Below are 14,499 nucleotides of genomic sequence, written 5' to 3' on the forward strand. Positions count from 1 at the left end.
TAACTCAGTAAGCATGAGTGAAAGTTTGAGTAACTCAGTAAGCATGAGTGAGAGCCTAAGTAACTCAGTAAGCATGAGTGAAAGTTTGAGTAACTCAGTAAGCATGAGTGAGAGCTTAAGTAACTCAGTATCAATGAATAAGAGTCAATCTAGCTCAACAAGTATGACAACCTCAACGAACAGTACTAACAATAATGGCTCTAGATCAACACCGAATAACAGTGATACTCAATCTACTTCTACTGATACGCTTCAGCCACAACATAAAAATGCTGAATCTGTAGATAAGGCAACTAAGAAAGATCACCGTAGAGGTAAATTACCTCAAACTGGTGCAGAATCAAATTCAAGCTTCTTAGGATTAATGATTGCTGCTTTAGGTGGATTGCTTGGCTTTAGACGTAAGAAACGTAAAGATGAAAATAAAGATTAATAGATCTTAAATATAATAAATAAAGCCTCGACTTCCTTTTTGGAAACTCGAGGCTTTGTTTTTATTAATATGAAGAAAAACATAAATATTAAGCTATAATAGGTTTAAATATCTTGTAACTATGTAGTAAGAAAACAATGAGAGGACAGCACATGGAAAAAATCTCAGTAATTATTCCGGTATATAACGATGAAAAATATTTAGCTCAATGCTTAGATAGTGTCTTAAGACAGACTTATTCTAATATTGAAATTATTTTAGTAGACGATGGATCTACAGATAGTACACCTGAATTATGTGAAAAATACCGTGAAAAATATGCCAATATAAGAATTTTGCACAAGAAAAATGGTGGAGTAGGCTCAAGCCGTAATGCTGGTCTTGAAATGGCAACTGGTGAATATATTTTATTTGTAGATCATGATGATTTGCTGAGTGAAACCCATATTGAAGAACTTTATAAGCTGTTGAAAAAGAATGATGCAGATATTGCTGTAGGAAATTTTAATCGTTTCATTGAAGAAAAAAGAGCATATGGGATTTGGATTAAAGAGGATGACTACTTTGAAAAGACCTACACGCCAGAAGAATGGTTTAGTGTAGAATATGAGACGGTACCTTATAATAGGTCGATGATATTTGTAGTGCCGTGGGGAAAACTTTATAAACGTTCTCTTTTTGAAAATATAGTTTATCCCATTAATGCTCGCGTAGAAGATGATCTAACTACATGGAAAATATACTTATTAGCAGATAAAATTGCATACATGAATAAAGCAATTTATACGCACCGTATTTTTGAAAATAGTGTCTCTGCACAGGCTAATAAGACTGCCGTTTTCCCTTTAGAAGCTGTGGAAGAAAGAATAAGTTTGTTAAGTCAGCTCGGTTTTGATATTACAACAGAAATTGAAGCATATCGCTATCGTCTAAATATTTGTATCGATACAGCATTAAAGGACGGGGATTACTTGAAATATCGTAATGCCAAGCAGAAACTGGCGATCTTGAAGAAGTATAAAAAAATATAGTTTAATAAAAATAAAACTCCCTGAGAATAAATAAAATTCTCAGAGAGTTTTTTAGTTAATTATTGTATTGGGCTTTTACAACAGCATCGACTAATGCTTTTTTAGTAAAGTAACCATCACGAATTAAACTACCAAAGTTATTAACGCTATCAACCATTTGGTTATAGTTCTCATCATTAATTTGAAGGACTTTAGCTTGAGCTTCATCTAAACTATCAGCAATAATACCTAGATGCTTGTTTTTTATAGTTTCAGCTTCTGGAGTAGTACTATTTACGATAATTGGTAAACCTGCTGCTAAGTAGGTGCTAAGCTTGTAAGAAGCATTTACTTTCATATATTCAGACCAATATGGCTCTTCAGACCAAACTAAGCCGAATCCACCGGTTTGCCGTAATTCTTCTAATAAAACAGGATCATGTTTCCATCCCGTAAGTTCAACATTGTGTTCGGGATCATTATTTACTGGATCTGAATAAACTTTTAATTTTACATTTTGACAGTTCCAATTTTTAACAAAATCAAATTTTTCTGCATTACCTGCAAAATTAATTATTTTATTATTTTCAGGAGTAATGAAGTAGTTGACTGTTGCTGGATGATCCCAAAAATGTTGTACCACATAAGGCTTTTCTTCTAATCCATTTTCTCTTAATAGATCGTACATTTTTTTTGATGGGACAATTAAAACATCTGCTTTATTATAGTAGTCAATATATTGCGGCATTAGATAGCGATTAACTTCAAACATTAGTGGAATCACATCATGAATAAAGATGATTTTTTTAATATTAGGATAAAGATTGATATGGTCAAGAAGAGCTTGGTCCCATTCAATCGCGATCCAACTAGGAGATTGAAAAATGACGGTATCACCACCGTTAAGAGATGCAATAATTCCATCAAAGCGAGTGCTTCGTGCTTGTAAGGGCTCTTCTTTCCAATGATAAACATAAATACCGAACTCATTCATCCCTAATTGTTTTGCAAAATCTACAACCATATTTTGAGCATTTTGAGCTACGCTGTTTAGGGCCATACCATTTATATTTGTAATATGAACTGTCATCACATTTCTCCTTTGAAATTCCTCTTTTCTTAAGTATAAGAAAGAAAAAATTTTTTTACAACACAGGCCTTATTTAATCATTGAGAGTATATTTAAAAGTTAGTTTTAAACATTTCTTTTTTAATTAAGTATTAGATGTAATTTAGGGACGTATGTCTAATATTTGGTCTACGCTCAATATTCTATAATAATTTGTTAAATTTATAGTAAGAAATTATTTAAAAAGAGACAAAATAAAAATCATTCAGTTTGCTTTATGTTGCATTCCGAATGATTTTTTATTTCTAATAATTATTAGCTAAAGCACCCATTGGATCCCAAGGAAGTAATTGAATTGGCTCTTTACTGCCTTCTTCAAAAGTCTTCTTTAAGTCATCGCTAAGGTATTTCTTGTTGATAACTGCTTGGTAAACAAATTTATCGAACCAGCTGTCACTCATTACAAAGTAACCTTTAAATCCAGGCTTTTCACCCCAAGAATTTTCAATCTTCCACTTAGTTGGCTTGCCATCTACTAGGTCAACACCTGTAATAACCATTGCGTGGTCCATCAAGCTTTCGCCTGAATCAAGCATGTCAGCTTTAGACATGTCAAAATCAACATCAAATAAGTCGTCACGTTTATATAATTCAGTATCAAGTAAACCAGCTTGACGTTCAGAGTCTTTAACAACATTTGATCCAAACCAAACAACTTCACCGTTTTTAAGTTGAGTGATAATCAAATCTTTCATTTCATCAATTGGTAAGTTCAAGTGACGTACTTGACGTCCGCCTTCCACATTTCCTAAGTATTCAACAGAAAATACTTTATGGAAAGGCTTGTCTTTAGTTGGTGCATTAATTGTGGAAATGTATTCACTTAAGTCCCAACCAACATACTTTTTAAAGAAGTCTTGTGGGCTTAAGTCAACGTCTCTATGGTAGTTACCGTCATCATCTTTGTATTCAAAATCAAAAGTTTTAGGTGGAACACCAAGAGAAATAGCTAAAATACGGTAAACTTCTTTAAGCATTTCGTTTTTGCGTTCTTGAACTTCTTCTTCACTCTTTCCATCTTGAACCATCTTACGTAATTCAAGACCATTTTTTCTAAGAAGGGTATTTAGAGTATCATTTAAAGCACTTGAATTAGTTGCATTAGCAGTTTCTGGATAAACTTTCTTTGGAACAATACCATATTTTTCAATTATCCCGCAAAGCATATCCCATTGACCACCGTCTTGTTGTGGGGTTGCAAATAGGAAGGCAACTTTACGATCACCCAAATCTTTATCGGCAGTAGCAATTACATTTTCAAAGAACCAGTTTGACTTTTCAAATTTGTCCCAGAAGTTAGTGTAATTTTGAGATAATTCAAAGTCCTTAATTTTGAAGTTCTTTTGAATTGAATGACGCATAGTGTTTAAAGCACTGAACATCCAGCAACGGCCAGATTGTTTTTGGTTAGCAACTTTACCAGTGTCGATTTCAATTGAAAAAGTTGGGTCTAAATCAATCTTAGTTTGTAAGTTTTGGCTAGCTTTAAAAATGCCATTTTCTTGAGCAGCACGAGCCGCAATTTGATTAACCTTACTTGAGTTAAAGTCATTTTCGAAATTATTAATAAGATCATTTGTGATTTCTTTGCTCATAGAATCCTCCCTGATTAAAAAAAACTTAATTATATTTTAGCGTAGGATAAAGAGTTATGTCTAGTCAAGATATTTAAAATTTAAATATGATATAAATAATTTTTTTATTAGCCTAAAGCTTTATTAAAAAAATAGATAAAAGGGACAATTAGATATTTCTTTTTGTTATTCTGATTACAGAATTTGGAGGAACAATATGAGATTCAAGAAAAAATATCTATTTTTCTCAATAGTTGGGATTTTAATAGCGGTGGTTTTAGGAATTTTTGGTTATGAATACCAAAAAATTCAATCGACTGCTAATACGATTTCTACTAATCATTCTTTAGCCAGTCGTCAGCAATTAAAACAAGGCAAGCCATTTTCAATCTTGGTATTAGGTACTGACGTGGGAGCCTTAGGACGAGGAACGAGTTATGCTGGAAATACAGATACCTTGGAATTAATTACTGTTAATCCTAAAAAACAGATTTTAACTACAACTGCTATTCCTCGAGATACCTTAGTAAGGGTTGAAACTAAAAATAAGGTAGAATATACCAAAATTAATGCAGCCTATGCTTTAGGTGGACCTAGAGAAATAAAAAAGCAGGTTGGTGAATTACTAGATGTTCCTGTTGATTATTATGCCTTGGTTAATATGGGTGGACTAGAAAAGACCGTAGACGCTGTTGGCGGCGTTACTGTTAATAATCCTTTTGCTTTTAAGTATGAAGGGCATACATATCCTAAAGGAAAGCAGTATTTAAATGGTAGCGAGGCTTTAGGCTACAGTAGGATGAGATATGATGATCCTGACAATGATTATGGCCGTCAAAAACGGGGCCAGCAGGTTCTACTTAGTGCTCTGACAAAAGTTAATAAATCAAAAAACATTATGCAAATGAATTCTTTACTTGACACGACTAAAGATAATATTCGGACTGATTTGCCTTTAGATGATTTAATGACGCTATATAAGAACTATCATGGGGCATTAGCCAATACTCAGAGTGATCATTTACAAGGAAAAAATGCGACAATTGATAGTTTTAGCTTTCAGATAGCTCCAAATCGGGAAATGCAGCGTTTGTCAGATAATACTCGTCAAGCACTAGGATTAACAAAGGTTAAAGTTAATAATATTCAAACTAAAATGAATGATATGCAAACTAACTGGAATGGCTATAATAATGTAAATTATGTTTTACCAAATGATGCTCAAGTTTATATTCCAGTTAATAAAGTATAAAAAATAAAGCACTTATTATCCAAAAAATAAGTGTTTTTTCCGTATATATAAGTAGGACAAGTATAATAAATTAACGTAAAATATAGGTTTAAGCGAATGTAAGAGAGGATAAAAATGAAAAAACGTGGTTTTGAAATAGTATCTAAATATCGTAATGCAGGCCTCCACCTGCCTCAACGTCAAACAATTGCGAGTGCGGGCTATGACTTTGAATGTGCACAAGATATAGTTTTGCCCTCAATTTGGTGTATGAACTTTGTTCGAATTTTTAGACTAATTAGAAATGGTCATGAATTAAATGAACATGATCGAGAATTAGCTGAAAAAGTATTAAAACCTTTCTTAGTACCTACTGGAATTAAGGCATACATGCCAGAGGACGAAGTCCTGATTTTAGCTAATCGCTCTTCCAATACTTACAAGCGAAATGTTACTTTGCCAAATGGGATTGGTGTAATTGACAGTGACTACTATAATAATGAAAAAAATGAAGGTGAAATTTACTTTCAATTGATTAATTATGGGGTTCGTCCGCTAAAGATTAAAAAGGGTGAACGAATTGGACAAGGAATTTTTATGCCTTACTTAAAAGCAGATAATGATGATCCTGTTCAAAGACAGCGTCTTGGGGGATTTGGCTCGTCTGGAACGAGGAATGATGAATAATGGCAAAAGTTAAAACTCGTTATAAGTGTCGTAATTGTGGATATATTTCTGCCTCCTATCTTGGGAGATGTCCTAATTGTGGTGCATGGAATCAGTTTGAAGAAGAGACACAGGAAATTAAAAAAGTATCGACTAAGGCAACTGCAAGTCGATTGATGACTAAAATTGGAAATAATGATCCAGTAAAGTTAACTGAAGTAAAAGCTGAGAAAGAAAAAAGAATTGTAACTCCTTTTGAAGAATTAAATCGAGTTTTAGGAGGAGGAATTGTTCCAGGATCGTTAGTTTTAATTGGAGGAGATCCAGGAATTGGAAAATCAACCTTAATGCTTCAAATTACTGGTGCTTTGGCTAAAGAACATAGCGTATTATATGTTTCTGGAGAAGAGTCTGCAGGTCAAATAAAGATGCGGGCAGATCGCTTAGGAGTAAGCAATAGCGGAATTTTGCTTTATCCAGAAACAAATATGCAGAATATTCGTGACCAGATTGATGAAATTAAGCCCGACTTTTTGGTAATTGATTCTATTCAAACAATGAATGAACCTTCACTCGATTCGATGGTTGGATCTGCTTCTCAAGTACGTGAAGTAACAAGTGAATTAATGAAAATTGCTAAAAATGAACAAATAACTACTTTTGTTATTGGGCATGTGACTAAAGAAGGAGCAATTGCTGGTCCTAAGATTATGGAGCATATGGTTGATACCGTCCTTTATTTTGAAGGGGATGGACATCATTCATATCGAATTCTAAGATCAGTTAAAAATCGTTTTGGTGCAGCTAATGAAATTGGAATGTTTGAGATGAAAAATGAAGGATTGGCAGAAGTAAGCAATCCTTCAGCTATCTTTTTAGACGAACGCTTGCCTAATTCGACTGGATCTTCAGTCGTTGTTTCGCTTGAAGGAACACGGCCTCTGCTTGCGGATATCCAAGCTTTAGTAACTCCAACAGCATTTGGATATGCGAAAAGAACAACTTCAGGATTAGATTTTAATCGAGTAGCACTTTTATTGGCAGTTTTAGAAAAAAGAGGCAACTTAATGCTTCAAAATCAAGATGCTTTTCTAACTGCAACTGGTGGGATTAAATTAAATGAACCAGCAATTGATCTTGCAATTTGCATGGCGGTTGCTTCAAGTTACAAAAATAAAGAAATTTCTTCGACTGATTGTTTTGTAGGTGAAGTCGGATTAACTGGTGAAATTAGAAGAGTTAATCAAATTGAAGCCCGAGTTAGAGAAGCCGCAAAAGTAGGCTTTAAGCGGATTTTTATTCCTAAAAACAACTTAGGTCAGGAACTTAAGAATAACTCTGAGATCGAAGTAATTGGGGTAGCAAGTTTACCACAAGCTTTAAAACTTGTTTTTAACTAGCAGAGAGATTGAACTTTTGCTCGTTAAAAGTTACACTTAAATGGATGAATTTTAATAAATTTTGAAAGAGGCGCTTTAATTTTGGCAAAACAAAAAATCCGCGTTCGTTACGCACCAAGTCCAACAGGTCACTTGCACATTGGTAACGCACGTACTGCATTATTTAACTATCTATTTGCACGTCACAATAAAGGGACAATGGTCTTAAGAATTGAAGATACGGACCAAAAACGTAACGTTGAAGGTGGTTCTAAGTCCCAAATGGAAAACTTGCACTGGTTAGGTATTGACTGGGATGAAGGTCCTGATAAGGGTGGCGACTTTGGCCCTTACCGCCAATCAGAGCGTAAAGACATTTACAATAAATATATTCAACAATTAATTGATGAAGGTAAAGCTTACTATTCATACAAGACTGAGGAAGAACTTGAAGCACAACGTGAAGAACAACGTGCAATGGGAATTGCTCCTCACTACACTTATGAATATGAAGGCATGACCGCTGATGAAATTAAAGAAGCTCAAGCAGCTGCAGAAGCAAAGGGCTTAAAGCCAGTTGTTCGTATCCACATTCCTGAAAATAGAACTTATGCTTGGGAAGATATGGTTAAGGGCAAGGTATCATTTGAATCAGACACTATCGGTGGTGACTTCGTTATTCAAAAACGTGATGGTATGCCAACTTACAACTTTGCCGTTGTAATTGATGACCACTTAATGGAAATTACTCACGTTCTTAGAGGGGACGACCACGTAGCTAACACTCCTAAGCAATTAGTTGTTTATGAAGCACTTGGCTGGGAAGCTCCTAAGTTTGGTCACATGACTTTGATCATTAACTCTGAAACTGGTAAAAAGCTTTCTAAGCGTGATGAATCAGTTCTTCAATTTATTGAACAATACCGTGACCTTGGTTACTTACCAGACGCAATGTTCAACTTTATTACTTTACTTGGCTGGTCTCCTGTTGGTGAAAGTGAAATTTTCTCACAAAGAGAATTGATTAAGTCATTTGATCCTAAGCGTTTATCTAAGTCACCAGCTGCTTTTGACCAAAAGAAGCTTGAATGGATTAACAACCAATACGTTAAGAAGGCAGACCGTGATCTTTTATTAGATCTTGCTTTGAATAACTTACAAGAAGCAGGTTTAGTTGATAAAGAAATTTCACCAGAAAAGATGGAATGGGTTCGTCAATTAGTAAATATTTACGCTGTACAAATGTCTTATACTAAGCAAATTGTAGATATTGCTAAGATCTTCTTTGAAGAAGCTCCAGAATTATCTGATGCAGAAATTGAAGAAATTAAGAAAGACGATGCTCGTCCTGTAATTGAAGAATTCAAGAAGCAATTAAATGCTGTTCCTCGCTTCACTGCTGTACAAGCTATGAACGCAATTCAAGCTACTCGTCGTGAAACTGGCGTAAAGGGTAGAAAATTATTTATGCCAATTAGAATTGCTGCTACTCGTTCAATGGTTGGACCTGGTATTGGTGAAGCCATTGAGTTAATGGGTAAGGAAAAAGTTAACAAGCATATTGACTTAACTTTAAAGCAATTAAGTGATTTAGGTCTTTAATTATTTAATAGAGTTAAAGCTACGTGAAAGCGTAGCTTTTTTTGTTAGAATGTTATAAGAGAATGTCTTAAATGAAAGAGGGATGATCATGAAGGTCTTTAACACTTTAACTCGAAAAAAAGAAGAGTTTAGGCCATTAGTAGCTGGAAAAGTAAGCATGTATGTTTGTGGACCAACTGTCTATAATTATATTCATATTGGAAATGCCCGCAGTGTAATTGCATTCGATACCATTCGCCGATATTTTGAGTATCGAGGTTATGATGTAAATTATGTTTCTAACTTTACCGATGTTGATGATAAGATGATTAATGAGGCTCGCAAAGAACATACAACTGTTGAAAAGCTTGCTGAGCGCTATATTAAGGCTTTTATGGAAGATACTGAAGCATTAAATATTGAGCCAGCTACTCTTCATCCACGCGCAACTCATGAAATTAAGGAAATTATCAACTTTGTTCAAGATTTAATTGATAAAGGCTTTGCTTATGAAGTTGATGGGGATGTATATTACCGGGCTAGAAAATTCCCTAACTATGGTCAACTAAGCGATCAAAATATTGCTGAACTTGAAGAAGGTGCTTCTGAGCATATTAATGAAGAAGAACAAAGCAAGAAAGAAGATCCAATTGACTTTGCCTTATGGAAGGCTCAAAAAGCAGAGGATGAAATTGCTTGGGATTCGCCATGGGGAAAGGGTCGTCCAGGCTGGCATATTGAATGCTCAGTAATGTCAACTAAATACTTAGACGATACCATTGATATTCATGGTGGTGGGCAAGATTTGGAATTTCCGCACCATGAAAATGAGATTGCTCAAAGTGAGGCTAAGACTGGTAAAAAATTTGTTAATTACTGGATGCACAATGGTTTTGTGACAGTAGGTAAGAAACAAGAAAAAATGTCAAAATCACTTCATAACTTTGTGACTGTGCATGATATTCTCAAGCAAATTGATCCACAAGTTTTACGTTTTTACATGTCTAGTGTTCAATATCGTCGTCCAATTAACTATTCTGAAGATGGCTTAAAGCAAGCTGAAACTGTTCTTAAACGCTATCAAAATACTTTGCGTAATCTTGATGCTAGACTAAATGATAAAAATGAGACGCTTGAAGATAGTGGCTTAAGGGATGATTTAACGCAAGCAAAAGCTGAATTTATTGAGGCTATGGATGATGATTTTAATGTTCAAAATGCTTTGAGTATTATGTATGATTTAGCTACAACTTTAAATAATCACTTGCAAAAAGAACAAGTGGATAAGCCAGCTTTAAAGCGTGCTAAAAAATTATTAATTGCTTGGCTCGAAATTTTTGGAGTTAGCTTTAAGGAAGAGCCAGCTGAAAATGATGATGAAATTGAAAAATTAATTGCTCAACGCGATGAAGCACGTAAAAATAAGGATTGGGCTGAAAGTGACCGCTTAAGAGATGAGTTACAGGCTAAAGGCATTGTAATTGAAGATACTCCACAAGGAACGAGGTGGCACCGTGCTTAAGCCGAAGATTTTAACAGAAAAAAATACTAATCCAGATGGGTTAGGTCCTCTTACTTTAGCTTATTTAGGGGATGGAGTATATGAAGTTTATATCAGACGTCACTTGGTTAAGGGCGGAATTGTAAAACCACAAATGCTTCAACGATATGCAACACATTATGTTTCCGCAAAAGCTCAAGCAGCATTAATTACTAAAATGCAAGACTTAGAAATGCTAGATGAAGATGAATTAGCAGCGTTCAAGAGAGGAAGAAATGCTAAAAGTCATACGCATGCAAAAAACACTTCAATTAACACTTATAAGCTCTCAACTGGATTTGAAGCGATGTTTGGATACTTAGATCTATTAGGTAAAAAAGAACGTGTTGATGAACTTGCAAAATGGTGCATTGACCAAGTAGAACAAGGAGGACTAGATAATTATGAGTTCAAATAATGATGAATTTGTATATGGACGTCATGCAGGCATTGATTTTTTAAAAACACAGGATGCTAACTTAATTAATAAAGTATTTTTGCAAAATGGTGTTCAGGAAGAATTTGCTAATCAAGTTTATCAATTAGCACGTAAAAAAAATCTAGTTGTTCAAAATGCTCCTAAAAACAAATTGGATCAAATGGTCAACCATGAAAATCACCAAGGCTTGGTCTTAACGGTAGCTCCATTTGAATATGCTGACTTAGATGAACTTTTAGACAAGTTTGACCAAGAAGGAAAAGAACCATTTATCTTAATGCTTGATTCAATTGAAGATCCACATAATCTAGGTTCGATCTTAAGAACTTGTGATGCGACAGGTGTGGATGCAGTAATTATTCCAAAAAGAAGAGCTAGTGGTCTAACTTCTGTTGTTGCCAAAACTTCAACCGGTGCAATTGATTATGTGCCAGTAGCTCGAGTTAATAACTTAGTTCAAACTACTAAGATGCTAAAAAAGCGTGGTTACTGGATTTTTGGTACTGCCATGGAAGGTGAAGATTATCGTAAGTGGAATGCCAAAGGTAAGACAGTGCTTGTGATTGGTAATGAGGGTAAGGGAATTTCCCCATTATTGTTAAAGCAAATGGATCAAACTTTAACCATTCCAATGGTTGGGCATGTTCAATCATTAAATGCAAGTGTTGCAACTGGTGTTTTGCTTTATGGAATGTTCAATAGTCGCCATCCCGAAAAATAATTGAAGAGTAAAAAATTGTCATTTAGTTTTATAAAAAGCTAAGTGACAATTTTTTATTGCCTATATTTATAAAAATAAACACACAATAAAGTCTTGGTCATTAACAAAGTACAATTGCTCTATACCTGTGTTTAATAAACATTCGTTCCCTTAGAAGGGGATCTCTTCTTTTTTATTCTTATTATCAAATAGAAAAGGAGGAATTTCCGGAATGGAAAGACTGAATGAGGTTTATTTGATTCGACGTGTAAAAGAAGAGCAAGATATGGATGCTTTGCATGAACTAGTAGAGCGGTATCGGCCTTTAATCAATGGAGCGAAGCTAAATTTTTTCATTCGTAATTTTGATCATGATGACTGGGAACAAGAAGCATTAATCATGTGTTATCAAAGTTGCTGTACCTACGATGAGAAACGAGCAAATAGTTTCGGGGCGTATTATCGGACAAAATTTTATAATCATCTCCGATCGCTCTTAAGATATGAATTAGCCCAGAAGAGAACATCGTTTACTAAAGCTATTTCCTATGACAATGTGGTGCATAAAAATCTGATTAAAGAAGAAGTTGAAGAAATGCACATTACGCCTAGAAAGGAAATGTATCAAAAATTTATTAACAAGTTGTCAGAAAAAGAGGTAATTGCGCTCAAAGTTTTTCTGGGAGAGTTAACGATTGAAGAAGCAAGTAAGGAGACAAATTATAGTCGTTATCAGTTACTTCAAGCCAAAGCTCGGTGTAAGGCAAAAATGCGGAAAGAATTGTTTTAAATTCGCATAGAACGAATAAAAAGACTATAATAAGTTTTGTAGAATTTATTTAGGAGGTAATTTTAAGATGGCAGATGAAGTTATTAAGACAGAATTGTTAGACCGTCACATGAAGGAAGTTTTTGATTGGAGCGATTCTGACATGCCTGTTAGAGACGCACTATGGGACTACTTTATGGAAAAGAATGGTAGAGATACCATGAAGACGGAAAGTGACATGCTTCCGTTCTTGAAAGATTCTGACGATAAGATCGAAGCCTTCGTCAACGAAAATCTTAAGAAGTAACATCACCTAAAAACAATAATTCTACGCACAGTGGTCACGCATTGTTTGACCACCAAAGAACAATCTCTAGGGATTGTTCTTTTTTTGTGAGAAAATATATTCTAAAAGAAAGGGGCGGGTTATGGACTATATAATTGGGATGGATATCGGAACAACAGCAAGTAAGGGTGTATTGTATCAAGAGAATGGTAAAAAGATTGAAGAATTATCAATTCCTTACCCTTTAATTCAAGAACAAGTGGATCAGGCTGAAGAAGATCCACAAGTAATATTTGATGCTGTTCAAAAGATTATTTTTGACTTAAGTAAAAGAGTAGCAGGAAAAATTAAAGCAATTTCTTGGTCGAGTCAAATGCATAGTTTAATCGGTATTGGAAAAGACAATCAAGTACTGACTAACAGTATTACTTGGGCAGATAATCGAAGTAACCGGATTGTGGCGCAAGCAAAAGAAAGTGGACTTACGCAAGATATTTATCAAAAGACAGGGATGCCGCCTCATCCAATGGCTCCTGTGTATAAATTGCTATGGATTAAAGAAGAAAATCCTAAACTTTTTGCACAGGTACAAAAGTGGATTGGAATCAAAGAATATATTATTTGGCGCTTAACTGGCAAGATAGTTACTGATACAACTATGGCAGCTGGAACTGGCTTGCTTAACTTGCATACTTTAACTTGGGATAGGAAATTACTTGATAAAATTGAACTAGATCCAGAGAATTTGCCTAGCTTAGCTAAGCCAGACTATGTGGTTGGAAAAGTAGAAGCAGAATATGTACAAAAATTGGGTTTAAATCCTGAAACAAAAATTATTTTAGGAGCTAGTGATGGATATTTATCAACAATTGGTGTTGGTGTTTTAGATAAAAAATACTTTGCACTAAATGTTGGGACATCAGGAGCTGTAAGAGCAATTGCACCTAAAGCAATAGTTGATTCAAAAAATCGCTTCTTCTGTTATCCGGTCGATAAAAGTCATTATCTTCTTGGTGGTCCAGTAAACAATGGTGGAATCGTCTTTGAGTGGGCTAGAAAAACGATTTTTGGGCCCGATCAGACTGCAGAGGATTTTATTAATGTTGCTGAAACTGTTCCTGCTGGCAGTAATGGCTTAATTTTTCATCCCTACTTAGGGGGAGAACGAGCACCAATTTGGAATGCTCAAGCTCGCGGATCTTTTATTGGATTAAGTCGAAACCACACTAAACCGCAAATGGCGCGGAGTGTTTTAGAAGGTATTGTCTTTAATCTTTTAGGTGCAGCTAGAGGCTTGCGCGAAAAAATAGGAGAACCAGAAGCATTAAGAGTCACTGGCGGCTTTGTAAGAAGTGATTTTGTAAGGCAGTTAATTGCTGATATTTTTAATTTACCAGTAGTGGTAATTAAAAATGATCAAAGTGGAACTTTAGCAGCCATGTTTCTAGCGCAATTGGGTTTGAATGAAGAGAATAGCTTAGACAAAATAGTGAAAGAAATAGATGACAGTAAAGTCTACTTTCCAAATCCCAAAAATGTGCAGGTCTATCAGGATATAATTCCAATTTATCGAGAAATAGAACATGATTTAGACCAAAGCTATGATAAAATAGCTCAGTTTCAGAAAAAATATCCTAAGTCATTTAAATAGAAAATAATCGTATGATGATAAAAAAGGTTATTCGTTTAATTTGTGATAACGAATAACCTTTTTCTACGTAAAGTCAAGCACAATAGGATGTTTGACTTTATTTTTTAGTTG

Annotated in this window: 14 protein-coding genes; 12 read left to right on the forward strand and 2 right to left on the reverse strand. The window is 34.7% G+C overall.

The window, feature by feature from the left end:
- The coding region (locus tag Q9R40_RS09025) for an LPXTG cell wall anchor domain-containing protein (protein ID WP_304677373.1) at positions 1-433 on the forward strand (433 nt) is incomplete at its 5' end.
- Between the two features lie 152 nt (positions 434-585).
- On the forward strand, positions 586-1,464 hold the full coding sequence (locus Q9R40_RS09030; protein ID WP_023599237.1) for a glycosyltransferase family 2 protein: 879 nt from the start codon (positions 586-588) through the stop codon (positions 1,462-1,464).
- A gap of 55 nt (positions 1,465-1,519) precedes the next feature.
- Here Q9R40_RS09030 and Q9R40_RS09035 read toward each other — a convergent pair whose 3' ends face one another.
- Complete coding sequence (locus tag Q9R40_RS09035) at positions 1,520-2,533, reverse strand: sugar transferase (protein ID WP_041818441.1); 1,014 nt, start codon at positions 2,531-2,533, stop codon at positions 1,520-1,522.
- Between the two features lie 284 nt (positions 2,534-2,817).
- Positions 2,818-4,167 carry an aminopeptidase C gene (pepC, locus tag Q9R40_RS09040; protein WP_304677374.1) on the reverse strand — a complete coding sequence of 450 codons (1,350 nt, stop codon included), beginning with the start codon at positions 4,165-4,167 and terminating at the stop codon, positions 2,818-2,820.
- 196 nt (positions 4,168-4,363) lie between these two features.
- Here pepC and Q9R40_RS09045 point away from each other — a divergent pair, with 196 nt between their 5' ends.
- The 10 genes from Q9R40_RS09045 to Q9R40_RS09090 all read left to right on the forward strand — a co-directional run bounded on the left by Q9R40_RS09045 (position 4,364) and on the right by Q9R40_RS09090 (position 14,388).
- Complete coding sequence (locus Q9R40_RS09045) at positions 4,364-5,398, forward strand: LCP family protein (protein ID WP_304677375.1); 1,035 nt, start codon at positions 4,364-4,366, stop codon at positions 5,396-5,398.
- A 114-nt stretch (positions 5,399-5,512) separates the two neighbouring features.
- Entirely contained in the window at positions 5,513-6,064 is a 552-nt protein-coding gene (locus tag Q9R40_RS09050; RefSeq protein WP_297940706.1) for a dUTP diphosphatase, read from the forward strand.
- Entirely contained in the window at positions 6,064-7,443 is a 1,380-nt protein-coding gene (radA, locus tag Q9R40_RS09055) for a DNA repair protein RadA (protein WP_304677376.1), read from the forward strand. The genes Q9R40_RS09050 and radA overlap by 1 nt, the downstream gene beginning before the upstream one ends.
- Before the next feature lie 81 nt (positions 7,444-7,524).
- Positions 7,525-9,024 carry a glutamate--tRNA ligase gene (gltX, locus tag Q9R40_RS09060; RefSeq protein WP_094497122.1) on the forward strand — a complete coding sequence of 500 codons (1,500 nt, stop codon included), beginning with the start codon at positions 7,525-7,527 and terminating at the stop codon, positions 9,022-9,024.
- A gap of 88 nt (positions 9,025-9,112) precedes the next feature.
- On the forward strand, positions 9,113-10,525 hold the full coding sequence (gene cysS, locus Q9R40_RS09065; RefSeq protein WP_304677377.1) for a cysteine--tRNA ligase: 1,413 nt from the start codon (positions 9,113-9,115) through the stop codon (positions 10,523-10,525).
- Positions 10,518-10,961 carry a Mini-ribonuclease 3 gene (locus tag Q9R40_RS09070; RefSeq protein WP_004895772.1) on the forward strand — a complete coding sequence of 148 codons (444 nt, stop codon included), beginning with the start codon at positions 10,518-10,520 and terminating at the stop codon, positions 10,959-10,961. The genes cysS and Q9R40_RS09070 overlap by 8 nt, the downstream gene beginning before the upstream one ends.
- Positions 10,948-11,703, forward strand: a complete 756-nt coding sequence (gene rlmB, locus Q9R40_RS09075; RefSeq protein WP_004895769.1) for a 23S rRNA (guanosine(2251)-2'-O)-methyltransferase RlmB — start codon at positions 10,948-10,950, stop codon at positions 11,701-11,703. The genes Q9R40_RS09070 and rlmB overlap by 14 nt, the downstream gene beginning before the upstream one ends.
- 211 nt (positions 11,704-11,914) lie before the next feature.
- On the forward strand, positions 11,915-12,472 hold the full coding sequence (locus Q9R40_RS09080) for a sigma-70 family RNA polymerase sigma factor (RefSeq protein WP_023599244.1): 558 nt from the start codon (positions 11,915-11,917) through the stop codon (positions 12,470-12,472).
- 67 nt (positions 12,473-12,539) lie between these two features.
- Positions 12,540-12,758 (forward strand): hypothetical protein, encoded by a 219-nt coding sequence (locus Q9R40_RS09085; RefSeq protein WP_003649422.1) that lies wholly within the window; start codon positions 12,540-12,542, stop codon positions 12,756-12,758.
- Between the two features lie 121 nt (positions 12,759-12,879).
- Positions 12,880-14,388 (forward strand): gluconokinase, encoded by a 1,509-nt coding sequence (locus Q9R40_RS09090; RefSeq protein WP_304677378.1) that lies wholly within the window; start codon positions 12,880-12,882, stop codon positions 14,386-14,388.
- Positions 14,389-14,499: the final 111 nt, after the last annotated feature.

Source organism: uncultured Lactobacillus sp. (assembly GCF_948948975.1).
In the GTDB taxonomy this organism is placed as follows: Bacteria; Bacillota; Bacilli; order Lactobacillales; family Lactobacillaceae; genus Lactobacillus.

Bases quoted from the DNA above. Each gene is read 5' to 3' on its own strand.
- Q9R40_RS09030 (WP_023599237.1), top strand. From the start codon at position 586: ATGGAAAAAATCTCAGTAATTATTCCGGTATATAACGATGAAAAATAT.
- Q9R40_RS09035 (WP_041818441.1), bottom strand. From the start codon at position 2,533: ATGACAGTTCATATTACAAATATAAATGGTATGGCCCTAAACAGCGTA.
- pepC (WP_304677374.1), bottom strand. From the start codon at position 4,167: ATGAGCAAAGAAATCACAAATGATCTTATTAATAATTTCGAAAATGAC.
- Q9R40_RS09045 (WP_304677375.1), top strand. From the start codon at position 4,364: ATGAGATTCAAGAAAAAATATCTATTTTTCTCAATAGTTGGGATTTTA.
- Q9R40_RS09050 (WP_297940706.1), top strand. From the start codon at position 5,513: ATGAAAAAACGTGGTTTTGAAATAGTATCTAAATATCGTAATGCAGGC.
- radA (WP_304677376.1), top strand. From the start codon at position 6,064: ATGGCAAAAGTTAAAACTCGTTATAAGTGTCGTAATTGTGGATATATT.
- cysS (WP_304677377.1), top strand. From the start codon at position 9,113: ATGAAGGTCTTTAACACTTTAACTCGAAAAAAAGAAGAGTTTAGGCCA.
- rlmB (WP_004895769.1), top strand. From the start codon at position 10,948: ATGAGTTCAAATAATGATGAATTTGTATATGGACGTCATGCAGGCATT.
- Q9R40_RS09080 (WP_023599244.1), top strand. From the start codon at position 11,915: ATGGAAAGACTGAATGAGGTTTATTTGATTCGACGTGTAAAAGAAGAG.
- Q9R40_RS09085 (WP_003649422.1), top strand. From the start codon at position 12,540: ATGGCAGATGAAGTTATTAAGACAGAATTGTTAGACCGTCACATGAAG.
- Q9R40_RS09090 (WP_304677378.1), top strand. From the start codon at position 12,880: ATGGACTATATAATTGGGATGGATATCGGAACAACAGCAAGTAAGGGT.